27 protein-coding genes are annotated in these 25,309 nt (G+C 38.8%); 15 read left to right on the top strand and 12 right to left on the bottom strand.

Annotated elements, in window-relative coordinates:
* The first annotated feature begins 4 nt into the window (after positions 1-4).
* Both NST21_RS06625 and NST21_RS06620 read left to right on the top strand, forming a co-directional pair.
* Positions 5-148: a hypothetical protein gene (locus tag NST21_RS06625; protein WP_340888391.1), complete on the top strand. Its 144-nt coding sequence runs from the start codon at positions 5-7 to the stop codon at positions 146-148.
* Complete coding sequence (locus tag NST21_RS06620; RefSeq protein ID WP_340888389.1) at positions 148-408, top strand: DUF3813 domain-containing protein; 261 nt, start codon at positions 148-150, stop codon at positions 406-408. The genes NST21_RS06625 and NST21_RS06620 overlap by 1 nt, the downstream gene beginning before the upstream one ends.
* Positions 409-448: 40 nt before the next feature.
* Here NST21_RS06620 and NST21_RS06615 read toward each other — a convergent pair whose 3' ends face one another.
* Positions 449-700, bottom strand: a complete 252-nt coding sequence (locus NST21_RS06615; RefSeq protein WP_340888388.1) for a general stress protein — start codon at positions 698-700, stop codon at positions 449-451.
* A 139-nt stretch (positions 701-839) separates the two neighbouring features.
* Positions 840-1,682, bottom strand: coding sequence for a YitT family protein (locus tag NST21_RS06610; protein WP_340888387.1), 843 nt, complete (start codon positions 1,680-1,682; stop codon positions 840-842).
* Between the two features lie 153 nt (positions 1,683-1,835).
* On the opposite strand from NST21_RS06610, the gene NST21_RS06605 reads away from it, so the two are divergent.
* The 5 genes from NST21_RS06605 to NST21_RS06585 all read left to right on the top strand — a co-directional run bounded on the left by NST21_RS06605 (position 1,836) and on the right by NST21_RS06585 (position 5,633).
* Positions 1,836-2,702, top strand: coding sequence for a DegV family protein (locus tag NST21_RS06605; RefSeq protein ID WP_340888386.1), 867 nt, complete (start codon positions 1,836-1,838; stop codon positions 2,700-2,702).
* A 68-nt stretch (positions 2,703-2,770) separates the two neighbouring features.
* Positions 2,771-2,902: a DUF3941 domain-containing protein gene (locus tag NST21_RS06600; RefSeq protein ID WP_340888384.1), complete on the top strand. Its 132-nt coding sequence runs from the start codon at positions 2,771-2,773 to the stop codon at positions 2,900-2,902.
* 124 nt (positions 2,903-3,026) lie between these two features.
* Positions 3,027-3,518, top strand: a complete 492-nt coding sequence (locus tag NST21_RS06595) for a YajQ family cyclic di-GMP-binding protein (protein ID WP_053344966.1) — start codon at positions 3,027-3,029, stop codon at positions 3,516-3,518.
* A gap of 331 nt (positions 3,519-3,849) precedes the next feature.
* Positions 3,850-4,725, top strand: a complete 876-nt coding sequence (locus NST21_RS06590; RefSeq protein ID WP_340888382.1) for an SDR family oxidoreductase — start codon at positions 3,850-3,852, stop codon at positions 4,723-4,725.
* 119 nt (positions 4,726-4,844) lie between these two features.
* Entirely contained in the window at positions 4,845-5,633 is a 789-nt protein-coding gene (locus tag NST21_RS06585) for an MBL fold metallo-hydrolase (RefSeq protein ID WP_340888380.1), read from the top strand.
* 36 nt (positions 5,634-5,669) lie between these two features.
* Here the strand turns inward: NST21_RS06585 and NST21_RS06580 are convergent, their stop codons facing one another.
* The 4 genes from NST21_RS06580 to NST21_RS06565 all read right to left on the bottom strand — a co-directional run bounded on the left by NST21_RS06580 (position 5,670) and on the right by NST21_RS06565 (position 11,713).
* On the bottom strand, positions 5,670-6,713 hold the full coding sequence (locus NST21_RS06580) for a LacI family DNA-binding transcriptional regulator (protein WP_340888379.1): 1,044 nt from the start codon (positions 6,711-6,713) through the stop codon (positions 5,670-5,672).
* 341 nt (positions 6,714-7,054) lie between these two features.
* Positions 7,055-8,704 carry a glycoside hydrolase family 13 protein gene (locus tag NST21_RS06575; protein WP_056528133.1) on the bottom strand — a complete coding sequence of 550 codons (1,650 nt, stop codon included), beginning with the start codon at positions 8,702-8,704 and terminating at the stop codon, positions 7,055-7,057.
* Between the two features lie 79 nt (positions 8,705-8,783).
* Positions 8,784-10,319: an alpha-amylase family glycosyl hydrolase gene (locus NST21_RS06570; RefSeq protein WP_340888377.1), complete on the bottom strand. Its 1,536-nt coding sequence runs from the start codon at positions 10,317-10,319 to the stop codon at positions 8,784-8,786.
* A 149-nt stretch (positions 10,320-10,468) separates the two neighbouring features.
* Positions 10,469-11,713, bottom strand: coding sequence for an extracellular solute-binding protein (locus tag NST21_RS06565; protein WP_340888375.1), 1,245 nt, complete (start codon positions 11,711-11,713; stop codon positions 10,469-10,471).
* 396 nt (positions 11,714-12,109) lie between these two features.
* Between NST21_RS06565 and NST21_RS06560 the strand changes: the two genes are divergently transcribed.
* A complete protein-coding gene (locus tag NST21_RS06560; protein ID WP_340888372.1) occupies positions 12,110-13,861 on the top strand; it encodes a glycoside hydrolase family 13 protein in 1,752 nt (583 codons plus the stop codon).
* Between the two features lie 44 nt (positions 13,862-13,905).
* On the opposite strand, the gene asnB is transcribed toward NST21_RS06560, so the two are convergent.
* Positions 13,906-15,753 (bottom strand): asparagine synthase (glutamine-hydrolyzing), encoded by a 1,848-nt coding sequence (gene asnB, locus NST21_RS06555; protein ID WP_340888371.1) that lies wholly within the window; start codon positions 15,751-15,753, stop codon positions 13,906-13,908.
* 296 nt (positions 15,754-16,049) lie between these two features.
* Here asnB and NST21_RS06550 point away from each other — a divergent pair, with 296 nt between their 5' ends.
* A complete protein-coding gene (locus NST21_RS06550) occupies positions 16,050-16,616 on the top strand; it encodes a DUF2777 domain-containing protein (protein WP_056528121.1) in 567 nt (188 codons plus the stop codon).
* A gap of 74 nt (positions 16,617-16,690) precedes the next feature.
* Here NST21_RS06550 and NST21_RS06545 read toward each other — a convergent pair whose 3' ends face one another.
* The 4 genes from NST21_RS06545 to NST21_RS06530 form a co-directional block, all read right to left on the bottom strand.
* On the bottom strand, positions 16,691-17,035 hold the full coding sequence (locus tag NST21_RS06545) for a YisL family protein (protein WP_340888369.1): 345 nt from the start codon (positions 17,033-17,035) through the stop codon (positions 16,691-16,693).
* A 106-nt stretch (positions 17,036-17,141) separates the two neighbouring features.
* Positions 17,142-18,368, bottom strand: a complete 1,227-nt coding sequence (locus tag NST21_RS06540) for a DUF418 domain-containing protein (protein ID WP_340888368.1) — start codon at positions 18,366-18,368, stop codon at positions 17,142-17,144.
* A 72-nt stretch (positions 18,369-18,440) separates the two neighbouring features.
* Positions 18,441-19,715: an MFS transporter gene (locus NST21_RS06535; protein WP_340888366.1), complete on the bottom strand. Its 1,275-nt coding sequence runs from the start codon at positions 19,713-19,715 to the stop codon at positions 18,441-18,443.
* A gap of 603 nt (positions 19,716-20,318) precedes the next feature.
* Positions 20,319-21,911 carry a long-chain-fatty-acid--CoA ligase gene (locus tag NST21_RS06530; RefSeq protein WP_340888363.1) on the bottom strand — a complete coding sequence of 531 codons (1,593 nt, stop codon included), beginning with the start codon at positions 21,909-21,911 and terminating at the stop codon, positions 20,319-20,321.
* Positions 21,912-22,137: 226 nt separating this feature from the next.
* On the opposite strand from NST21_RS06530, the gene NST21_RS06525 reads away from it, so the two are divergent.
* From NST21_RS06525 to NST21_RS06500, 6 genes are all read left to right on the top strand, one after another.
* Positions 22,138-22,359, top strand: coding sequence for a spore germination protein (locus NST21_RS06525; protein WP_053344954.1), 222 nt, complete (start codon positions 22,138-22,140; stop codon positions 22,357-22,359).
* Between the two features lie 27 nt (positions 22,360-22,386).
* The gene (locus tag NST21_RS06520) at positions 22,387-22,584 is read left to right on the top strand and encodes a spore germination protein GerPB (RefSeq protein WP_056528113.1); all 198 of its coding nucleotides are present in this window, start codon (positions 22,387-22,389) and stop codon (positions 22,582-22,584) included.
* Between the two features lie 83 nt (positions 22,585-22,667).
* A complete protein-coding gene (gerPC, locus tag NST21_RS06515; RefSeq protein WP_056528110.1) occupies positions 22,668-23,279 on the top strand; it encodes a spore germination protein GerPC in 612 nt (203 codons plus the stop codon).
* On the top strand, positions 23,269-23,448 hold the full coding sequence (locus tag NST21_RS06510; protein WP_056528107.1) for a hypothetical protein: 180 nt from the start codon (positions 23,269-23,271) through the stop codon (positions 23,446-23,448). The genes gerPC and NST21_RS06510 overlap by 11 nt, the downstream gene beginning before the upstream one ends.
* Before the next feature lie 5 nt (positions 23,449-23,453).
* The gene (locus tag NST21_RS06505) at positions 23,454-23,861 is read left to right on the top strand and encodes a spore germination protein GerPE (protein WP_056528105.1); all 408 of its coding nucleotides are present in this window, start codon (positions 23,454-23,456) and stop codon (positions 23,859-23,861) included.
* A gap of 21 nt (positions 23,862-23,882) precedes the next feature.
* Positions 23,883-24,101, top strand: coding sequence for a spore germination protein (locus tag NST21_RS06500; RefSeq protein ID WP_053344949.1), 219 nt, complete (start codon positions 23,883-23,885; stop codon positions 24,099-24,101).
* A 44-nt stretch (positions 24,102-24,145) separates the two neighbouring features.
* On the opposite strand, the gene trpB is transcribed toward NST21_RS06500, so the two are convergent.
* Positions 24,146-25,306 carry a tryptophan synthase subunit beta gene (gene trpB / locus NST21_RS06495; RefSeq protein WP_340888360.1) on the bottom strand — a complete coding sequence of 387 codons (1,161 nt, stop codon included), beginning with the start codon at positions 25,304-25,306 and terminating at the stop codon, positions 24,146-24,148.
* Positions 25,307-25,309 lie beyond the last annotated feature (3 nt).

Here is a 25,309-nt window from a genome sequence, read left to right as displayed (position 1 = left end):
AAGCATGGGTAAAAGCAGACGATTTGTACAGCAAGGCAAACAAAGTGTTGCCAAGCATGCCGAAAGAATCCCTTATCACACTACGTTTGAAGAAGCTGAAAAAGACAGATTGAGAATTATGTCAGAACAAAGCTATGGTGGCTTCTAATGGGAAACAAATTATTCCAGAAAGCTAGAGAATTTGTTGAAGAAGCTCTCCACTCTGAGCATGATGGTGACCAGCAAAAAACTGAGGAAATCGGTAAAAATGCTCTTTCATCGGCTTTTGCGAATACGAATGATGGTGACCAGCAAAAAACTGAGGAAATCGCTAAAAATGCTCTTTCATCGGCTTTTGCCAATACGAATGATGCTGAAAAAGAACAATTACGCGAACTTCAAGAGGAACTGGAAAACCACCCAAAATAAGTAAAAGCCTCCAGGTATCTGGAGGCTTTTACTTATTTTATTAGTAGCTGTTTCGTGCTTTTCCACCTTTTTCACCGATTTCTTTATAAAAATCTTTTCCATGAGAATCGGAAGTGGCCTCTCCTCCCTTTTGTCCAATCTCTTGATAAAATTCTTTATCATGGTTGTCCGATGTAGCTTCACCGCCTTTTTGTCCAATCTCCTGGTAAAAATCTCTATCGTGATTTTTCGAGGTGGCTTCGCCGCCTTTACGTCCTGCTTCTTCTCTACTCATTTTTTCGTTGTTAGCCATTATTATCACTCCTCATTAAGATTTAATATTGGCGCTACATTATTAAAATTAGCCGATTTGTACTGGCAATAAACATAAAACACCGCCATAACTCCATTTGTCATAGAAGTGTAATGGCCTTAACTTTTTGTTAATATTCTTATTCCCTTCGGAAAGTACCAACAATTCCAGAAGTTTCTATGATATTGGTAAAAGCATGTGGATCAACTTCTTTAATGATCCGTTCCAGATCATACAGTTCATACCTTGTAATGACTATCAACAGCATTTCCTTACTTTCGTTTGTAAATGCTCCTTTTGCCGGTACCCTTGTAATTCCGCGAACTAACTTAGCATGAATTGCCTGTTTAAGTTCTTCGCTTTTCTTTGTAATAATCATAGCTGTAAGCTTTTCATGACGTGTATGTATCGCGTCCACCACACGGGTTGATGTGTAAAGCGTAACAAGTGTATATAATGCTTTTTCCGGTCCATATACAGCGCCTGCCGTTACAATAATCACGCCATTTAACAGAAATAAATAAGTACCCACAGGCTTATCTTTCTTCCGTGACAGAAGCATCGCGATAATATCCATCCCGCCTGTTGATGCCCCGAATTTCAAGGTAATCCCAACTCCTACTGCAGCTATAACTCCGCCAAACACCGCGTTCAATAATATGTCCGGTGACCAGCGGGTAATTGGAATGATTTCCATGAAAAGAGACATTAAGATAACACTGAGAAAGCTATAAAAGGTAAAGGACTTTCCAACTTTTCTCCAAGCAATGATGGTTACTGGGATATTTAATAAAAGCAACAGAATCCCGGTCGATATATTAAAAGGTGCAAAAGACCCTATCATCCTTGATAGGAGCTGTGCCACCCCAGTAAAGCCGCTCGCATATACGTTAGCCGGGATTAAAAAAAAGTTCATCGCGATGGCATTCAAAAATGCACCAACTATTACTATGAGAATTTTCTTTATTTCACTTCTATACATCCTAAAAACCTCCATTTCACCCTAATCCTATTATCTTTTTACCCTTAATTATTTATTCTATTTATGAAGAGATTGAAATTTTGCCGTTACGTGCTACACTAAAAAAGAGTAAAACTCATTTACTAAAAATTGTAAAAAGAAAGCAGGTGTATTATGGCTATCACAATTCTTGCAGATAGTGCATGTGATTTGCCATTGTCTTTCTATAAGGAAAACAATGTATCATTAATCCCTTTACAAGTTCATCTTGATGGGGAGAATTATGAAGACCTACTTACCATTAATTCTCATGAAGTCTATCAAGCGATGATTGACGGAAAAGCTCCAAAAACATCGCAAGCTTCTCCGGAATACTTTATAGAACTTTTCACACAGTTTGCTAAGGAGAAAAGACAAGGTATCTATATTGCATTTTCCTCTGAGTTATCAGGAACTTATCAAACAGCTGTAATGATTCATAATCAGGTAAAAGATGAACACCCTGACCTGGACATTGAAATCGTCAATACGAAATGTGCGTCAATGGGAGTCGGGTTAATCGTAAAAAAGGCAGCCGAACTAGCAGCAAGCGGCGCCTCTAAAGAAGAGATTTTAGCTGACATCGAATTCCGCACTCATCATATGGAGCATCTATTCACAGTAGATAATCTTGAATACTTAGCTCGTGGCGGACGTATATCCAAAACATCTGCCCTTGTTGGCGGATTATTAAACATTAAACCGTTATTGCATGTTGAAGAAGGAAAGCTGGTTCCACTCGAAAAGATACGCGGTAAAAAGAAATTGATTAAACGAGTTATCGAATTAATGCATGAACGAGGCAAAAATTTGACAACCCAAACGATCGCTATCAGTCATGGTGACGATGCAGAAACCGCATTGGAGTGGAAGGACGCCATACAACATGAATTTGGGACAACTGAGTTCATGATTCATTCAATTGGTTCCGTAATTGGTGCACATGCCGGTCCTGGAACAATTGCTCTCTTCTTCTTAAACGATACCCCTGCGAAATCATAAACATACATACTCTCTTTCATAATTGTGAACAATATATATTGATCATGATTATGAAAGGGAGTTTTATTATGTCAAAAACAACTGATAACAATAAAAAACCAAAAGATAACCAAGCTATAAATACTGAAAGAAATATCTCTTATCAGGAAAACCTCGAAGCAGGTAAGTACTCTTATTCGAAGAAAACAGACCATAAATGAGGCGGGGGGCTGTCCCCTGCTTTTTTATATGTAGTTGTCGATATATACATATACAGCCTATATGGTTGTCTTCCTATCCTACTTTCTCTATAATAAAGGAAATAAACCCTGCTGGAGGTAAGTGATGGCAAAGGAAAATTCATTTGATATTGTATCCAAAGTAGACTTTTCAGAAGTAACAAATGCAGTTACTATGGCAATGAAAGAAATTCAGACCCGGTATGATTTTAAAGGAAGCTTAAGTAGCATTACCATTGATAAAGAAGACTTAGTTTTAGTATCTGACGATGAGTATAAACTCGATCAATTAAAAGATGTTCTAATTAGTAAGCTCATTAAACGTGACGTACCAATTAAGAACCTGGATTACGGAAAATTAGAAGGCGCTTCTGGTGGTACTGTTCGCCAACGGGCTAAACTCATTCAAGGCATCGATAAGGAACAAGCGAAAAAAATCAATACCATCATTAAAAACAGCGGACTTAAAGTGAAAAGTCAAATACAAGATGACCAAATCCGTGTAACTGGAAAAAACAGGGATGATCTGCAAGGTATTATCTCTGCTATCCGAGGCGCTGACCTATCCATTGACGTACAATTTTTAAATTACCGCTAATATTAGAGGCTCACCCACTATGGGTGGGTCTCTTTTTATGTTCTAGGACGCTCTTCAGTCCTTTTTCCGAATGAATCGCCTTAATGGAATATGGAAATGCTATTCATGTTCCCTTATATCCGAAGAATCTCATATGCTTTTCACTTAGACATTATGCCCTTCTTCTAGGCTTTCTACAGGTCTTATATAAAAAATGATTTAATCTATTGTTTTAAGTTAAAGTAATAGGGGTTTTACGCCAGATTTATTTTATTGGTTATTTTTACCATGTTTTCATATTCCAAAAGCAAGGAATAGAAATAGTGTAGATAATTAAACAGGAGGGGTTTTAATGACTAGTCAAAACCAAAACCAAAATAAACAAGGATTTCCACCGCAACATCAACAGCATCAGCCTGGTGTGGAAACAAAAATGAATCCGAACCCCAAGTCGGTTAAATCAGAATATAAAGGAAGCGGCAAATTAAAAGGGAAAACCGCAATCATAACTGGCGGAGATAGCGGAATAGGTAAATCCGTCGCTATCTATTACGCAAAAGAAGGAGCTAATGTTACAATTGCATACTTAGATGAACATCAGGATGCTAAAACAACAAAAGAATTGGTCGAAAAAGAGGGACAGAAATGTTTACTCATTTCCGGAGATATTGGAGATGAAGCCTTTTGTCAGGATGTCGTCAAAAAAACTGTCGATGAGTTCGGCGGTTTGGATATTCTAGTCAACAACGCAGGTGAACAACACGTTCAGACAAGCATCCTTGATATTTCAGCTGAACAATTAGAAAAAACGTTCCGAACTAATATCTTCTCGATGTTCCACTTAACAAAAGCTGCGTTGAAACATCTCAAAAAAGGAAGCAGCATCATTAATACCACCTCTATCACAGCCTATCAAGGTAATCCAAAATTAATCGATTACTCATCAACTAAAGGCGCAATTTTAGCATTCACAAGAGCACTTTCGAATTCTATTTCAAAAGATGGAATCAGAGTTAATGGTGTTGCTCCAGGTCCAATCTGGACACCACTTATTCCTGCCTCATTCGGGGAAGAAGATGTTGCCAAATTCGGTCAAAATACACCTATGGGCCGCGCTGGCCAGCCAGAAGAATTAGCACCTGCCTATGTATATCTGGCAAGCGATGATTCATCCTATGTCAGCGGACAAGTTATCCATGTTAACGGTGGTTCCGTTGTAAACGGATAATGAAATAAACTTCAAAAGCAGTGGTTTTCGCAAATGAAATCCACTGTTTTTTTCATTATTTACGAAGGATTTTTGACTGAACATATAGAAATCTAAGTCTAAGTGAGGAGTGATTTTCTTTGACGTACATTGTGGATCCATGGTTTACCGTTCAAGAATTAGACTCGAAAACGTTTGCGATCAGTGAATATGGTCATTGGGAGAAGGTACATTCCTTTTTACTGCTGGGAGAGAACCAAGCTGCGTTAATTGATACAGGGTTAGGCATAGATACGATTAAACGGATAACAGACCAGTTAACAGATCTTCCTATTATCGTCCTGACGACACATGTGCATGCAGATCATATTGGGAGTCACGGTGATTTTGATACTATTTATGTTCATAATGATGATGCCGACTGGCTGATTAACGGAATTAAAGGATTGTCTTTGAAACAAATAAGAAAAGATATGTCTCGCAATATCACCATACCCGTCCCAGAATTATTTGATCCTTTTACATACAAGCCATACCAAGGGAATCCTGATAAGCTCCTTTCAGATGGGGATACTATTGATATAGGAAACAGGATCTTAGGTATTTTTCACACACCGGGGCATTCCCCGGGACACATCTCAATTTTAGATTATAAAACAGGATATTTATTTACCGGTGATTTACTTTATGCCGAGACTCCAATTCACGCCTTTTATCCCTCAACAGACCCAGTAGACCTTGTTAATTCATTGAAAAAAATTGCTAAGATCAAAGGAGTTTCCAAAATCTATGGGGGACATAACCAACTCGGTCTCGAACCAAAGATTTTTGATGAAGTCCTGGAAGCCGTTCAGTACCTTAAAGAGAACAAACTAGCCAAACACGGAACCGGTGTCCATACATTCAAAAGCTTCAGTGTACAATTTTAATAAAAGAGCATTGCTTTTACACAATGCTCTTTTTGTTTAATAAGTCATAGCCATCGCTTCTTGCTTTATTGGTCTGCAAGAATGTCTTTCCACAAAATGATGGGGAATAATGGACCCTACCGGAGTATCACCATTCTGTAATTTTTGAATGATGCTTTTAGCGGCCTGATATCCTAAATCGAAAATGTTAATATCTACAGAAGTTAGTGCAGGTAGTGATAGCTCAGAGAAAAGAACATTATTAAAGCTGACAATTGACATTTCCTCAGGAGTCCGTACTCCCATCGCTCGAAGAGAATGTACGACTCCTAGTGCCATAAGATCATCACTGACGACAAGTGCGGATGGTGGCTTGTCAATCGATAGTAATCTTTTCGCTGCTGCTAGTCCACCTTCATGTAAAAAGTCCTCATGTATAGTATATTCCCTTCTTGGAACGATACCAGCCCTTTTCAATGCACGTTCATATCCTAACAATCGATCGAGGGTCATCACAAAAGTTACATCTCCTCCAATGAATCCAATCCTTTCATGGCCTAATTGAATGAGATAGTCAGTTGCCTGTTCGGCAGCCAAGACATTATCGTTATCAACATACGTTATCTCCTCAATAAAATCATAGGGTTTCCCAATGACAACAAACGGAAAAGCCCTTGCTTGTAAATAGGTTAGAATGTGATCATTCATCCTTGAATACATAAGGATAATTCCATCCACCATTCCCCCTTGAACCATATTCACGACTCCTTCGTAGACTTCCTCCTCTGTTTTCCCCGTGCTTAGTAACAGAGAGTAATGCTCTTCCTGAGCCCCTTCACTAAGACCCTGGAGGATAGCAGGAAAAAATGGATTTTGATAAAAAACGTTTGACGAACTTGGTAACACCAATCCAATGATCCTAGTTGATTGATTAGCAAGACTACGAGCAATGAAGTTTGGATGATATCCTAACTTTTCCATTGCCTTACGAACTCGTACCTTTGTTTTTTCACTTATCCGAGGATTATTAGCAATCACTCGAGAAACTGTTGAAGGAGCAACATTCGCCAGTTGTGCCACATCTTTTATCGTGACGGCCATGCGTTTCCCCTCTCCCCTCTTTAGCCTTTATTGACTTCATTCAAAAAAAAGGTGAAAACCAATAAACACTTTTCTAATTTATTTTATAATTATACATTTGTATGTATCTATAATACACTCACTCCAATAGTTATATCCATACTTTTTTAACTGTTTTCAACAATTTTCAGAAAATACTTACTTTTTTATTTTTTACTTCTCTTTTAAAAATCAAAAAGAAGCTGATTTAAGATCAGCTTCTAAAAAACAGCATGTGTCTTTGGGTGAGGACAGAAGTCAGACGACTAACAATACTGGATTTAAAGCTTATTTCCATTTAAAATCCAGAAAGGTATTACAGGTTAATAACGATAAATCCTTGTTTCATATGGTCGCAAATTAACCATTGTTTCTTCCGGACAATTATCATAATTCGCTAGCAAAAGTTCCATTTTCCCCCAATGAGACAGGTCAATTTGATGATGATTTGTGCTAAAGTTGCATACAACCTTGGCTGAATCACCATTCATATTCCTTGTATAAATATAAAGTTCAGGATGGTCTTCCCATAATAATTCATATTCTCCGTAAACAAAAACCTGGTGTTTTTTTCGAAGTTCGATCATCTTTTTGTAAAAATGATAAATAGAAGATGGATTATTCTTCTGCTGTTCTACGTTAATGGCGCGATAATTGGAGTTGACCTTCATCCACGGTGTGCCATCCGTAAACCCACCATTTTTCTTATCGTTCCATTGCATTGGTGTTCGAGAATTATCACGGCCGCTATGCCATATGATGTGCATGATTTCATCATGTGAACGACCTTTGGAGGTCTCAATCCGGTAAAAATTTTTCATTCCGACATCATCATAATCATCTATCGAATCAAATTGGACATTCGTCATACCTATTTCCTGACCTTGATAAATAAACGGAGTCCCCTGCATGAAAAAGTATAGGGCCCCAATCATTTTCGCACTTTCCAACCAATATTGATGATCATTTCCCCATGTCGATACACTTCTAGGTTGGTCATGATTTTCAAAAAATAAAGCATTCCATCCTTTGTTTTGCAGCCCTTTCTGCCATTTAGTCATGGTACGTTTTAGACCATTAACGTCAACATTCTGATTCTGTCCACGATTCCAAAGTCCAAGGTGCTCGAATTGAAAAATCATATTGAACTTTCCATTCACTTCTCCGACCCAATCTTCCGCCTGCTCAATCCTGACACCATTGGCCTCACCGACCGTCATGATATCATACTTAGAAAAAGTCTCATCTTTTAATTCCTGTAGATAATCCAGAATCCCTTCCTGATTGGTATGCATTTCAAAGGCAGGTACATACTGATGCCAATACGGATTAGGCATATCCGGTAGGCCTTCACGTTTATGAATATGTGTGATTGCATCTATTCGAAAGCCATCAATGCCTTTATCGAGCCACCAATTAACCATTTTATACAGAGCCTGCCTTACATCTTTGTTTTTCCAGTTTAAGTCTGGCTGCTTTTCTGCAAATAGGTGTAAATAGAATTGATTGGTCAATTCATCGAATTTCCAAGCACTTCCGGAAAAAATACTTTCCCAATTATTCGGTTCCCGGCCATCTTGGCCATCTCTCCAAACATACCAATCTCGTTTCGGATTATCTCGGGAGGAACGCGACTCAACGAACCATGGATGTTCGTCACTTGTATGGTTCAAAACAAGATCAAGTATCACTCTCATGCCACGTTGGTGAACCTCTTTCAACAGAAGTTCAATGTCTTCAATCGAACCAAACTCTTCAGAAACTGCCTGATAATCACTAATATCATAGCCGTTATCTGCATTGGGTGACTTATAAAATGGACAAATCCAAATAACATCGATTCCAAGTTCCTGCAGATAATCCAGCTTTGAAATTAACCCCCTTAAATCTCCCACTCCATCACCATTACTATCCATAAAGCTACGGGGATAGACTTGATAACAAACCGCTTCTTTCCACCAGGTCTTATTCATATTGTAACCTCCCGATTCTGTTTTCCACAAAGCCAAGGGGACAATGTTTTGCAGCTACCAAAAATCGAGAGGTATATGATTATTTTGGCTGGTTTCGTTTTGAACGTTTAATAACCAAAGCAATAAATATACCAAATATAACAAGAACCAATCCTATAACAAACAGGTAAGGAATATTTATAATCGACTTAGGTGATAGAGTGTAGACTTCTGTCGTCTCCCTGTCGATTACGATTGAGTAGCTGTTGTCCTTACTACGGACCAGATCCCCATTCAGCATACCTCTCAACTCTTTATTCTTTTCAAGTTCCTTATCAGTGAGGATTATCGATTGAGTTTCAGTCGTATTATTCATGGCGACAACTATTGTTTCATCACCATAGACGCGCTTGAATACCGATGTTCCTCCCTTTTCATATAAAAGCTCCATATCCCCTTTTGTCAAAGCAGGATACATGTCTCTAAGTTCAGAAAGCTTCGTTATATAATCCACTAATTCCTGTTCCGTCTTGAAATCCATTAATTTATGATTATCAGGGGCCTTATCGCCGTTTAGGGCAATTTCCGATCCATAAAATACGATTGGTACTCCTGGCATCGTATAAAGATATGATAACGCCATTTTCCACCGTGTACCGGGGTTTTCATTATGATCTGCTGCAGCCTTCGTAAAACGAGGCATGTTCTGAGTATCCATAAACAATGCCTGCGAACCTTTGCTCTCGCTTACATCTTCACTTTTCACAAATGCATCAAACACCGGGTTCAAATCTTTATCGGGCGCAGCAAATGTCTCCTTTAACATAACATTTTGCGGATAAGCCATAAAAGCATCGATACCCGTTTTCTTATAGCTTGAAATCAAGGCGGCATCACCTTGAACATCGCCAATTGTATAGAAATTTGATTTTTCAGACTTGACTGTTTCGACAAAATCCTTCCAGAAATCCTTTGCTACGTATTGGACTTTATTCAGACGGTACCCATCAATATCCGTTTCCGTAATCCACCATTTGGCAGCATCAAGCAAATAATCTCGCGTTTCCTTGTTATCCTGATTCAAATCCGGAAGGCCATCGATCCAGGCTGTTTCCAAATCTTCCTGATTACTGTCATTAGAAATCTCTTTTTCTTCATGGAACCAGTCTTGTTTATTAGGATCAGTTAACCAAGAATGATTAGGTCCCACATTATTGGCCTGAAAGTCAATAATTACTTTCATATCACGGTTATGAGCCTCATTCACAAGTTTTTTGAATTCTTTAATCGTACCGTAGTGCTCATCTGTTTTATAAAAATCGTTAACCCAATCCCCATGATAGCCATTTTCTTCATTAGCGAAAATCGGCGATAAGATGATAGCGGTATATCCCATATCTTTTAAATAATTTAGTTTCTTTGTAATACCTTCAAAATCTCCACCATTAAAAGCAGAAGGATTATTTACATCCGCATCTCCATTATTTTGTGTATTACCATCGAAAAATCGGTCGATCATTAATGAATATACGATTTCGTCCTTCCATGTTCGTTGTTCTTTTTCAGCTGCTCCTACTGGAATGGCGTAAAAAAGAAGCAACGGAATTAAAGCGAGTGATAACACTCTTTTTCTCATATCCGCTCTCCTCCTAGCTATCTCTTTACGCCTTTAAGATTAGCCTTTTGCCCCCATAACGTCAAATCCAAATTATAAAAATCTTTACACTAAAGGGACAAAATGGAGATACAAATGAACGTTGTCGAATTGGAAAAAGTAATTCGCAATTAATATTCTTTTTTTATCCTCTTTACTGCTTCATCTAAAGTCCTTTTCGGCTTTGATTTTCCAGAAGCTATCTCTTTCATGGCAGATTTCATCGGCTTCCATACTTCATTCATTTCCGGTATATTCGGCACAGGTTCAGCATATTGTAATTGTATGCTTAAGGCTTGTGCTCTTTCATTTTCATTGATTGCTTCATTGTTCATGATAGATTTTAAAGGAGGTATTTCTCCTGTTTTATCATAGCGGAGCATTTCATATTTTTCTTTTGTCAAAAATTCTACTAACTTTGTAGACCAGTAAGGATATTTTGTGAAGGCTGTTACATGCCAGCCTTTGATATCCATGAACGTTTTCATCGGCTGGCCATTTGGCAATACAGGCAATGGCGCCACCCCTGTATTCTTCCTATCAGATAGTGTACTACCTTTACTCATGAAAGAAGCCAATTTCCCTTCTATAAACAACTTCTCTATCGCTGCTTCGTCCCCTTTTGGCATCACATCTGCTTTATACCATTTTTGAATATACTTAGCACCCTTTACAGCACTTTTATTATTTAATCCGATGTTCGTAGGATCTAGATTCCCATCTTTTTCTTTAAATACATAACCGCCCATCCCGGCCATTATTCCATACGCATCATATAAGTCACTCCATTCAGCATAGAAACCATATACTTTTCCTTTTCTCAATTCCTTCGCCTTTTTATATAAATCATCCATCGTTTCAGGAACATTAGCCATTAATTTTTTGTTGTAAATTAAAACAGAGGTTACAGCGGACTTTGGAAGTCCAAAAACCTTTCCTTGATACATTTCGGCCCGGATTGAGGATTCAATAAAGGTATTTAGTACGTCTTCATTCACCTTCACTTCCTGAATCAGACCTTCTTTCACAATCTGCCCGACCTTTTCATGCGAAAAAGTCACTACATCTGGAGCTTTCCCGATTGGCCCATTGCGACGAAGTTGGTCATACATCTCATTAGCCATTTCTATCTCTTCATACTCAACCTTGATTCCGTATCTCTTTTCAAATGCTTCAATCGCCGGCTTTAGACCATTTGCTTTACCTTTTTCCTCCCAAACAATCAATTTTTCTGGTTTCGCTTCATTCGTGTCTTCTTTTTCGATTTTTTTATTTTCTTTTACTATTTTACTTTCCAATTCTGAACTGGATTCACAAGCACTTCCAATAACAATCAAGAACATGGACATGAATAAATGAAAAATCAACTTCTTCACTTTCATTCTCCTTTTTAAAATGTTTATTCTATCATGTCCAAAAGCACCAGATTGTTTACACTTCAGTTTGCCAGCCCATCTAAACTAATAAAGTTTTTTAATAATGAAAGCGGCACCAAATCCTTCTGTTATCATTATATGAAAGGCTTCGATTTTTACAACATTTTCCTTTATCTATTTATTTTCTTGTAGTGATGAGTACTTTTTGTTATTTTTTAATTAATAGGTGCTTTTTTCTATTAATTGGGTATATAACCATATTGGAAAAATAGCATTTAATACTACTTAAAAATGGCTAATTTTAACTACATATAGAAAACCTCATAACAGCCAAAAATTCCCTGTTTTCAATATTAATTTCCTCAAATACTCTTTTAAGAATTGGAGTGGTTTTCTATGGAACGTTCATCCATCCATCATAGAGCTAATGACAATTACGCTTATACCACCAACGCTGAAACTCTTCATATCCGACTTCGTACAAAAAAACAGGATATCTCATACGCCGGACTTATTTTTGGAGACCCATATATTTCGGATAAAGGACAATGGCAGCATGAAGAAAAACCAATGAGCCTCTCCGGCAGCGATAACCAATATGATTATTGGCATATTTATGTGAAGCCTCCCTATCGAAGGATTCGGTATGGATTTAAGGTTCACTCCGGAAATGAAGAGGTCATTTACACGGAAAAGGGTTTTTTTAATGAACCTCCGAATGACCCCGGAAGCTATTTCGCCATCCCCTATCTTCATCAAAATGAAGTATTTGGGGCACCAGAATGGGTCAAAGATACTGTTTGGTATCAAATATTCCCCGAGCGCTTTGCGAACGGAAACCCTAACAACGATCCTGAAGGTGCAAAACCTTGGGGCAGTGAAGACCCGACCGTTGATAATTTTTTTGGTGGAGACTTCGAAGGAATCATTGAACACCTTGATTATTTAGAGGAGCTTGGCATTAACGGAATCTATTTTACACCGATCTTCCTAGCATACTCTAACCATAAATACGATACGATTGATTATCGGGAAATTGATCCGCAATTCGGAACAAAGGAGACTTTGAAAACACTAATCGAGGAATGCCATAAACGGAATATCCGTGTCATGCTGGATGCCGTTTTTAACCATAGTGGATACTACTTTCCTCCTTTCCAGGATCTCCTTGAAAAAGGCGAGAACTCAGAATATAAGGATTGGTTTCATACTCACGGCTTTCCTCTAAAAGGAGGGGAAAGACCTAATTATGAAACATTCGGTTTTTTTGAATCGATGCCAAAATTGAATACAGCCAATCCGGATGTAAAAAAATATCTGCTCGAAGTCTCAACTTATTGGATTGAGGAATTCGATATAGACGGCTGGAGACTCGATGTAGCCAATGAAGTAGATCAACCATTCTGGCGTGAATTCCGAAAAACGGTGAAAGATATCAAACCTGATCTTTATATTCTCGGTGAAATTTGGCACGACTCCATGCCGTGGCTACGCGGCGATCAGTTTGATGCCGTCATGAATTACCCTTTTACTAACCATGTTTTCCGCCTGGTCGCTTCACAAACCATCCATGCGCGCCAGTTTATTGAGGAAATGACAGCTGTCTATCAAAGTTATCCCACCAATGTTTTTGACGTGATGTTCAATCTTCTCGGTAGCCATGATACACCTAGGATTTTCACGGATTGTGGGGAAGACGTAGCTCGAGCTAAGCTCATCCACGCTATCTTGCTGACATTCAATGGCAGTCCCTGTATATATTATGGAGATGAAATTGGCTTAACGGGAGGCCAAGATCCAGGTTGCCGCAAATGTATGGTTTGGGAAGAAGAAAAACAGAATAGCGAGCTTCTTAATGAAATTAAAGCTTTAATTCTGTTAAGAAAAGAGGAACGATTGCTTGCAAATGATGGAAAGTTTAAATTCCTTGATACAACCGGAAACGAAAATATAGTTGCCTACCAAAAGTACAACGATGCTCGTTCTGTCGTGATACTAATTAATCCGACAGATGTCCAGCAATCATTTACGCTTCCTTTTGATTTAGAAGGCCGTTCACTTACAGATTTAAGGACAAAAGAAACAACGAAGGATAGTCAATTTGAAATAGATGGCTATCAATATAAAATTCTCGCATTTAATCATTGAGGAAAAGAGAAACGGGGCAAAGAATATCATCCTGCCCCGTTTTTTCATTCAATAATCTGAATATCATATTCCTTGAACCACACATGAGTTTGCGCCAAATGGGCCAGTAACTGAGGGCCAGACATCAATTGCCCGAACCACGGTACCTTAAAGGCAGCACCTTTAGAATCTACAATATCGGTTAGCTTCTGTTTATCGAAAAACTCATGCAGGACCGAACTTTTGTCCGTTAGTAAGTCTTTCAGCCACCCTTGAACACGGTCCGTATATATCGGGTTATGGGTTTTAGGGTATGGACTTTTTTTACGGTACAAAACCTCATCCGGTAACAATCCTTCCAATGCTTTTCGCAGTATCCCCTTTTCACGGTTTCCAGCCATTTTCATTTCCCAAGGAATGTTCCATGCATATTCCACAAGGCGATGATCGGCAAACGGCACGCGAACCTCCAGGCTGGCTCCCATACTCATTCGATCCTTCCGATCAAGAAGTGTCGTCATAAACCATAATAAATTCACGTAGAAAAGCTCCCTGCGCTTTGCCGCTTCACCACTTTCTCCTTCCAATCTAGGTGTTTCAGCAACAGTTGTTAAATAGGCTTCTTGCGCATATTCTTCCAACTTTAATTTCTCACGCCATCCCGCTTTCAATAAAGATACCCGCTCTCCGGTCGATCTCATCCATGGAAACCCAGCACGATTCAAATCGTCTTCACGATGAAACCACGGATAACCGCCGAAGATTTCATCCGCGCACTCTCCAGATAGACCCACGACAAAATCCTGCTTAATTTCCTTACAAAACCAAAGCAAAGAAGAATCGACATCCGCCATGCCGGGGAGGTCACGGACATGAACCGCTTCGGTTAGATAATCTGTTAGCTGTTCTTGAGTAATTATCGATGAATGGTGCACCGTATTAAAGGTATCCGACATCATTTTAATCCAGTGCCCATCAGAGTTAGGCTGGAAATCATTAGCTTTAAAATATCGTTCATTATCTTCATAATCAATAGAATACGTATGAAGCGGGCCTTTACCTTCTTTTTGATAGGCATTTGCAGCAATAGCCGTAATAGCGCTTGAGTCCAGTCCTCCTGACAAGAAGGTACATAGTGGAACATCAGATACGAGTTGTCGCGTCACTGCATCTTTAACAAGGAAGCGGACCTTCTCGGCCGTCTCATCGAGGGTATCTCGATGTTCTTCACTTTTCACATTCCAATACCTCCAAATCCGGAGCCCTTTCCTTGATAAGGTAAGCGCATGGGCAGGTCTTAACTCCTGGATATTATGAAATACACCTGATCCTGGCTTTCGGGAAGGACCAACGCCAAACACTTCAGATAAGCCTTCGCGGTCGATCTCCGTTTTGACGTCAGGATGGGCAAGGATTGCTTTTAATTCCGAACCAAAAATGAGCCCACCGTCTCTTTCCGCATAAAAGAATGGCTTTACTCCCATCCGATCTCTTCCAATGAATAATTTCTGTTCTTTTTCATCCCAAATCGCAAACGCAAAAATCCCATTAAACAAGTCGACACATTTTTCTTTCCATTCTATATAAGAAGTTAGTAAAACTTCTGTATCAGAATGACCTTTAAAGGAATATCCTTTTAATAATAGCTGTTTTCGAATGTCTTCGGTGTTATATAGCTCTCCATTATAACAAAGCGTATATCTGCCGTATTCGTGTTCTTTCGTCATCGGCTGTTTTCCGCCTTCTGCATCGACAACCGTCAACCTTTTATGACCAAAAGCAACATGGGCTTCGCTCCAAACATTTTCCTCATCCGGGCCCCGCTTTGCCAACGTTTTTGTCATATTTTCAAGTGTTTTTGTTTCTGTCCGTAAATCCTTTTGAAAATGCACCCAGCCTGTAATCCCACACATCACACTTCATCCTTTCTATCCGGTCTATCAAAAAAATATCCGTCCCTATATTTCTGAATTTGAGCGCCAATTGCAAAGAAATCTTAAGTATTTATTAGCATGATTCCGTGGGACTCCCCTACCCTCAACGTTCATGTAGATAATGAATTGTTGAGCAAAGCATCCACTGTTTAAACATAGCCTATGCAAAGACGGAAAGTTGGTTATTTGTCCATAATATTTTAAAATATACAGTTATATTTTCATTGGATTTTGACTAAAAAGTAGGTGAGGATTCCACTATTGGAGGTATATGTATGAGTCAGCAACAACGAACTAAGTTAATGAACAGACAAACGAGAGCTTTTACCGAAGGAACAGTGGAAAATATCAATCAACAATGGATTTTTTTTGATGATGAAACTGATGAGGCTTGTTCCATTGAAGACCACATTGACAGTATCATCGAAGTGTACAGGGGGGGCCGTTGGCAGCAAGGAGTGGTAGAAGAAGAGGGGAAAATCCTCCTTCATCGAGAAATAACCTTCTTAAGAGAAAATGAACCCATCCGGATTCGCAAAAAACTGCTTTACTCTTTTGAAAGATTATTGGAAGAATTGAACGACGACTCTTTTTTTCAATTTGTAACGACCTTAAATTCACTTGATTTTTCTATTTATGATTGTATATATAGCTATAATCAGCTCACTTTTTTAAGGGCACTCTCTAACCAGTCCGGGGTAAACTTCTTCACCTTTGATAATGAAGCCCAAATTTGCCTCGTTCAGCACCATTTTTCATATGGTAAAAAGGATCACGATCGCTTTGAGTTCACCCTGAACACAGGAAAACGGATCATCATAGAAAAAGTGAATTCACAATAAAAAAATATAACTACAATTCCGTATAAAAAAAACGGGCGAATGAGATATCCTCATTCACCCGTTTTCATTATGTCTTAAAAAAATTTCATTCCTTGTGGAAGGGAGAATCCTAAATAAAGGACGAAAATAAATGCAACGATGAACAATATCCACATTGCACTCGTGCCTTTTCCTTTTTTCGTACGGACCAACACCATTTCCATCGCGGCAATAACGATGATTCCGACAATCATTTTCACTGCGTAAACACCAAAATCTGTAATCAGCATTCCGCCAGTAAGGAAAATCAATAGATAGAATAAACGTGTTATCATATGTAGCATTTTTGCTTTCGGATTTCCACTTTTAAGCATCGAATATGTGACAAAGAAAAGAATGATTCCGATAACCCAAGCTGTAATGTGTATATGAGTAGTCATTTTTTTGCCCCCTCGTTCAGTTTCTATTTCATCATATCATAGGCTTTTACAAAAAAACAAAACTAAGGTTTCGCCTAAATAGTTAAAACCAACAATTTAATGAACATCATTTACATTTCTTCTCCACTAGTCCTCTCCGACTCATAATTGGTTTTTTACCATATGTAACAAAACGCCATACATATTCAACCGGTCCGTATCTATACATTTTCATCCACAATAGGCTGAGTAGAATTTGAACGGAAAACACACCAAGAAGTAAGATAAACCCTGTTGTGTAAGAGACTGTGCCATATAAGCCTAGGCCATATGAGTAAAAAATGGACGTACAAACAATCGATTGAAATAAGTAATTACTCATCGACATCCTACCGACATACGAAAGCGCTTGGAACAGGCGAGAAGCTCTGGTTTTTTCAGCCAGCAGAGTAATCCCAGTGATATAAAACATCGTCAGCAGCGGTCCACCAAAATAATCCTGCACAAATATCGTGCCAAAATGGTATACCGTCACATACGGCAGAACCTTAATCGACAATCCTAATATCAAGCTTACGATCGATATCGCCTTCAATTGTCGTTTATACCGAACTGGATTATGTAGCCAGCCTTGCTTTGCTACGCCAGCACCAATTAAAAAGAACGGAAAAATAGATAAAAAGAGGATAATAGCATTAAATGGGTTATTCACCATATACCAATCTAGTGCCCTTTGACTTATTATTTCCGTAAATGTACCAGATTGATAAATTTGAAGAGACTGTTTCATCATCGTCAAATCAGTCGTAATCTCCATCTCTTCCCTATCAAAAACTCCTATAATAAGAAAAAGCGAGCCCAATATCGCAAAAGGGATGACATAAAAAAACGAGCCCAGCAAAATCAAATTCTTTCCTCGCACCTTATAAAAAAGTAAAAATGCAAATCCAAATATCGCATAATTAATAAGTATGTCCCCATGCCAGATGGCAAAGGCATGAATGCACCCAAGCATTAGTAGAAAAAAGAGTCTTTTCATATATAGGAAAGGAAATGAGACACCCTTTTCCTCACACCGTACCGCTAGTATGATTGCCCCGAAACCGAATAGAAACGCAAATAGCGGATAGAAACTGGCTTGCGCAACAATATCACTGAATCTGTACAAAATCCGGTCCCAACCTTCAGTCCATCGTTCAACACCATCTATATACAAGAGCGGAGAATGAAAAGAAGGCATATTCACTAAAAAGATCCCCAAAATGGCTAATCCTCGTAAAATATCAATGCTGACAATCCGTTTACTTTCCTGCAATGGAACCATCGTGTCCTTCACAGTTTCACCCTCTTTCATTCAGATTTAGCTCCAGTCCTTGTTGCAACAAGGTACAAGTACAGAATTAGAAATGGAGCGTACACGAATATTTTATAGCCTCATTGCATCATCTTTAACCAATAAATCCGATTTTTGTTTTTTTATTAGTATGACAAACAAGCTACCCAATACGCAAAAGATTCCTGCAAGAAAGAATGCCCATGTATAGGAGCTGAATATTTTAAAGATAAGTCCCCCGCCATACGCCGCCGCTGCTGCACCTGCCTGATGGGACGCGAATATCCAACCGTATACAATTCCACTTTTCTCTATCCCAAAGACTTGTCTTGAGATGCTAATGGTTGGAGGTACAGTCGCTATCCAATCCAATCCGTAAAACACAGAGAAGATAATCAGTAGGATGATTGAGCCTTCTTGTAGCGCAAAAGGTAGTAATACGAGAGAAGCCCCCCTTAGACCGTAATACCAAAACAACAACCAACGGTTATCGAAACGATCTGATAACCAGCCAGATACAGTCGTACCAATTAGATCAAAGATTCCCATAAAAGAAAGCAGAGACGCAGCCGTAACAACAGGTAATCCAAAACTAATACAGTAAGAAATGAAATGAGTCCCTATCAATCCGCTCGTTGAAAGTCCACATATAAAAAAGCTTCCTGCTAATAACCAGAATTCCTTTACTCTCACTGCTTCAATTAAAGACTGGAAAGCCATAACAATGGGATTCTTCTTTTGAACTAAATTAGCCTCTTGGCTTTCCTCTTCTAGTCCATATGGAAGAATTCCAACTTCCTTCGGGTTGTTTTTCATAAATAATAGGATGATTGCTAGCATGATTAAGCTAAGGACCATAATTAAGCCAATCGCCCATCTCCAAGAATAATTCTCTATAATAATGGCCAAAACAGGCAGTAAAACCAGCTGACCTGTAGCCGTACTTGCTGTTAATATCCCTACTGCTAGACCCCTTCGCTTCTCGAACCAACGATTCGCCACATATGGACTTAATACCGTTAAAAATAGTCCGGACCCTAATCCAATAATAATCCCCCAAATTAGAATTAGTTGCCACTCATGCTCCATGAAAAATGTGAGAATAACCCCCGCCAATAAAGTTGACATGGCAAACACCATCATTTTCTTTAATCCAAGCACTTCAATTAAAGCGGCCATAAATGGACCTGATAATCCATATAGAAAAAGACTTATCGCAAAGGCTAAAGAAATGATGGAACGATCCCATCCGAACTCATTTTCAAATGGTACGATGAATACCCCTGATGATGACCTAACGATTCCCGCTACGATAATGGAGAAGAATGTAATGATTAAAATAATCCAGCTATAATGAAAACGATTCATGCCCACACCCACATTCTCAATAATTTAAAATATTTATAATATTAACACTATATAGTTCAACAGGAGCTTTTTTATTGAACAAATTCAAGGATAATATCTGATAAAATAAAGAATATTAGAAAAATGAGTTTAGAGGAATGGTTTACAACTATACTTTGGAAAATTGCCAATAGGTTAAAATTACCTTTACTTTGGAAAATTGCCAATAGGTTAAAATTACCTTTACTTTGGAAAATTGCCAATAGGTTAAAATTACCTTTACTTTACTAATTGAATAGGAGCTTTATGATACAAAGATTGTTTTTACATGCAGGGAAATGTTGGGCCGCTAAAGTGGTCATAGGTGCCATTCCTACTGTACATTATAAAAGGGATTTTGATATCCGAAAGAGAGTATGTATATTTTTTTGTGAGGCACTTTCTCTAACGATTTAGAATAGGAAACAAATAATCAAGCTGGAAACACAATTAAAATAAGTGCAGATCCTCCCAGTTTTATTTCATTTTCCAATTTCCACATCTCTGGATCTATAATACAATTTAGCAGTGTTAGTCGTCGAACATGAAAAAACGCTGCCCATCACTGAGCAGCGTTTACGAGCATTAATTAACGAATCTACCTGATTTTCCTTTAGCTTCCCAATAATCATTACGAAGATGGATTTTTTGTATTTTTCCGGATGCCGTTTTTGGCAGTTCCTTAACGAAAGTTACACTGGTGACTGACTTGAAGTGAGCTAATTTTTCTCGTGTATAGGTCATGATATCCTCTTCGGTTAATTCCACGCCCGATTTTAGCACAATAAAGGCATGTGGCGTCTCTCCCCATTTTTCATGAGGAACGGCTATGACTGCCGCCTCAAGAATATACGGGTGTTCATATAGTATTCCTTCGACTTCAATGGAAGAGATGTTTTCTCCTCCGCTTATAATTATATCCTTCTTACGGTCGACAATATCGACATTCCCATCCTTATCAATTGTCGCCATATCTCCAGTATGCAACCAACCATTTTTCAGTGCCTGCATGGTCGCTTCTTCATTTTTCCAATAACCTAACATTACCCCGTGACTGCGGATAATGAGCTCCCCGATATCCACGCCATCATGGGCTACTTCCTCACCGCTGTCATGAATAACCTTTACTTCACTGCCTATGATAGGATAACCGGCTTTCGCTTTCATTTTGTATTTTTCTTTTTCAGAAAGGTCGTCGAATTCAGAACGAATCAATGAAATCAAACTAATCGGGGTTGATTCAGTCATTCCGTATATTTGGATAAATTCCCACCCTAGCTCTTTTTCTACCCTTGTGACAAATGCAGGCGGCGGAGCGGAACCCGCAACAACTATACGGATATCCTGCTCTATTGTGGGCACATTCTGTTCATAATATTGAAACAATGAATTAAGAACAGTTGGTGCCATATGCATAATGGAAACCTTATGCTTTTCAAGCGCATTAAATATCAATTCAGGGGTAGTTTTTCTTAAACAAACTTGAGTGGCACCATTGGCCGTATAATAAAATGGAGCACCCCAGCCATTCACGTGGAACATTGGCAGAACGTGCAAATATGTATCGCGATCATTAACTCTGATATGATGCATCGCACCTAGTGCATGCAAATAGTTATTGCGGTGAGTCAGCATGACCCCTTTAGGGTTACCGGTCGTTCCGCTTGTATAAAGGAGACTCGAAACATCATTTTCATCAACTTGCTCCCGATCGAAGCTCTCTTTATCAAAATGCTCCAACCATTTGTTGTAATCGGTTTCATTTATTTCTTCCTCTTTATAGTGCACAATGATATGTTCCACTGATTCAAGTTGGTCCTTAACAGATGAAATAAGATGGTACAAATCCTGGTCTACGAAAAGCACCTTGGACTCACTATGATTCAAAATGAAAACATAATCAGCAGGAGTTAACCGGATATTCAAAGGAACAATTACGGCTCCAAGTTGAAATATCCCATAAAAGCCTTCAAGCATTTCAATCGAATTCGGTGCCAAATAAGCCACTTTATCTCCCTTTTTAATTCCAATATCCCTTAACCCATTAGAAAGCTGGTTGACACGGCCATTTAACTCCAAGTACGTTAAGAGCTTATCATCTCCAATAATAGCTTTCTTATCGCCATATAGTAAGGCTGCTCGATCCAAAAAATGCGATAATACCAAAGGTACGTTCATCTCATCACCTCTTATTTTATTTAAAAATTGCGAATTTATCATTATATTACCATATCTGTATCTTATTATCCAATGACATTTATCACTGTTCTATAACAATATGAAATAGACAGATGAATCACATCAAAAAGGAAACAACATACAATACATTGAAACTTCCAACAATAAGGTAGGCTTACTGCCTATGCACTCGGGAAAAAACAGAATAAAAAAAGGGTGATTTTTCATGCCGGCTATCGTAGGAGTTGTTCAAGTTATTAACGTCGGTAGCAGTGGAGTTGTCCATATTGGCGACGTCTTTAAGATAAGTCCATATACCACTGCAAAAACATTTGCAGGTGCTGGCTCTTTTAATACAGGGGAATCCATTTCACTATATAATGCCTACAGTACCACAAATACGTATGATTCTGATGGTGTTGACCAGCCATTGGTATTAAATCTCTAGCCGTATTATTTTAGAAAGGAGGTCACCATGATCTTCAATATCCACCAAACAATTCAAATCAATATGATAAAAATTGAAAGCATAGCTAATTCATCCGTTTTTCAAATAGGCAGCGCCGGAGTGATTAAACCATATTCCACTTTAGCCAATACCGGCGGATACACTGAAGCCGCTCCTCAGATTGGGGCTGATGTAGTTCCAGCGACCAGTTTCGTCCCATTATAGGCATTCACTCACCTACATCTATCAAATTTCATATACTGTCATATATAAAATTTGTCATCAGAATAAAGGTGAGGTGTTGAATCGTGAATCATGATTTATATTCATATTCCATACAAATGCAGCGTTTTCTTGAAGCCCAGGATAAGCGGATTATGAAACTTGAACACGAACTCAAACGCCTGACAGATGAACTTGGCGAGTTGAAAAAAAAACCGCCAATCCACGTTGATAAAATTGAATATAAATTTGATCAATTAAAGGTCGAATCTTTAGATGGAACGCTGAATATCGGTTTAAACCCTAATGATTTAAATAAAATTGATGAATTTGCTGTAAATAACCAAGCGGTCCCACCTGCACCTTATCTATTTCCTGGCCGGGAGATTGTCGCACAGGAAATCTACAACGAGATTCTTTCAGACTTAGAAAATATGATCAGTGATACGGAAGGACAATTGAAAATATCACTTGAACCTGCCTATCACGACTTCATGAGACAGGATGTGGAGCGCCAGCTACATCAACGCATCAACATGTATTTTGATAATCTTACGTTTCCAGAACGCGCACCGCAGCAGCGGGATAACGTTAAAGAAAAGATCAGAGAAAAAGTAAAGTCTGATATTCAGGCAGCTTTGATTCAATTCATTACCAACTCACAAGCCGAGACAGGAGGAAATCCAAATGGAGTTTAATGTAACCAATCACCAACTTTGTGTTGGCGATATTCACATTACCGGGGTAGCAAGCTCTGCTTTATTTCTCATTGGGGACGTCCAAACCATCCAACTATCTTCCGCATTCGATACACCCCCGGAATCTTTTATCGTCGGACCATTCGTTCCGCTTGCTCCAAAAGGATAAAAGACATGTTTTCAAGAATATCAAAAGTAAAGTCCATTTCTTCCAAGGCGTTAATATTCAGTTCCACCATGCAAATCGGAGACTGTTCTTATATTGACGGAAATTCACAAGCATTGGCAATTCAGAAGAAAAGCGATAATTTCCAGCCACAAGAATTTCAATTCAGCGATTTCAGCATCTTTAAGATGCCCCTCTATATTCCAAGGATTGATGAACCCTTTCTTCCACAATTTTCAAACCCTAATCCCTTTATCCGTGTTGGCAATGTCCACATTATTGGGATATCAACTTCATCCGTTGTCGGTGTGGGGAATGTCGGCCATATACGCATGGAATCCAGAGTGCATCACACTCGACAGATTCCTAAAAAAAATGAAGAGACACAAAACGAGGATGGATCGAATGAAACTTAAAATGAAAAAGGAGGAATTCATATGCCAGCCATTGTCGGCCCAGTTCAAGTATTTAATGTAGCGGATGGAAATCTATTATTCGGTGATGCAGCCGTCATTTCGCCGAAATCTTCCAACAAAACTGTCACCGGCTCCGGCTCAGCGAACACAGCTGCAATCGTCTTTACGGCCAGTGGGCTGAACGGAAACAATATCCTTGATGTCAATGGAGTCGATCAACCCATTACAGGGAATAATTAGCCAAACAAAAGCCTCCTATTTCCAGGAGGCTTTTAAAATTTCACCTATTTTAGCATTTTAAATACTTGCTCTACATCTTTATCACCACGTCCTGATAAATTAACAATTAATATGTCATCCTTTGTTAACTCTTTTGCCAATTTCAACGCGTGCGCTACAGCATGAGAGCTTTCGAGAGCCGGAATAATCCCTTCTGTTTTGGACAAAATTTGAAAGGCCTCAAGAGCTTCTTCACCTTTTATTGTTACATACTCCGCTCGACCACTATCTTTCAAGAAGCTATGTTCCGGACCCACACTTGGATAATCCAAACCTGCAGCAATCGAAAAAGTTGGCTGCGGGTCTCCCTTTTCATCCAATAACGTCAAACTTTTAAATCCATGCAATACTGCCGGTACACCTTGTGAAATACTCGGGGCTTCAGCCGGTTCGACACCAACTAAACGGACATTTTCTTCATCGATATAGTGAGTAAAGGCACCGATGGCATTACTTCCACCACCCGCACAGGCAATAATCGCAGTAGGCAGCTTGCCTTCTTTTTCAAGAATCTGGCGTTTTGATTCTTCACTTATGATTGCCTGAAAATGCTTAACGATAGATGGATAAGGGTGTGGCCCTACAGCTGAACCAAGTAAATAAAAAGTATTTTTGTAGTTTTGGACCAAGTCATTTAACGCCTCATCAACAGCATCCTTTAATCGTCCCTGTCCTTTTTCGACTGCAACAACCTTGGCACCCAACAATTCCATCCGAAAGACATTCAGCGCTTGTCTCTCTGTATCTAGCTTGCCCATATAGATAACACACTCTAAACCAAACATCGCACAAGCTGTCGCAGTCGCTACACCGTGCTGCCCTGCTCCTGTTTCTGCAATGATGCGTTTAGCACCCATCCGTTTAGCCAGCAGGATTTGGCCAATCGCATTATTGATTTTGTGAGCACCCGTATGATTTAGGTCTTCACGCTTTAAATAAATTTTGGCTCCACCAATCTTTTTCGTTAAATTTTGTGCATAGGTTAAAGGATTTTCACGTCCTACATATTCTTTTAGATAGTATTGAAACTCCTCTTTAAATTCCGGATCATCCTTATATTTCAAGAATTCTGCTTCTAAAATATCCATTACTTGCTGAAGTTCTTCCGGTACAAAGCTTCCCCCGAACTCACCAAAGTATCCTCTGCTCTCCATCTTACTCGTCATACT

The organism is Peribacillus sp. FSL K6-1552 (assembly GCF_038005205.1).
GTDB lineage: Bacteria > Bacillota > Bacilli > Bacillales > DSM-1321 > Peribacillus > Peribacillus butanolivorans.
This window is presented reverse-complemented; position numbering and strand designations above follow the sequence as displayed.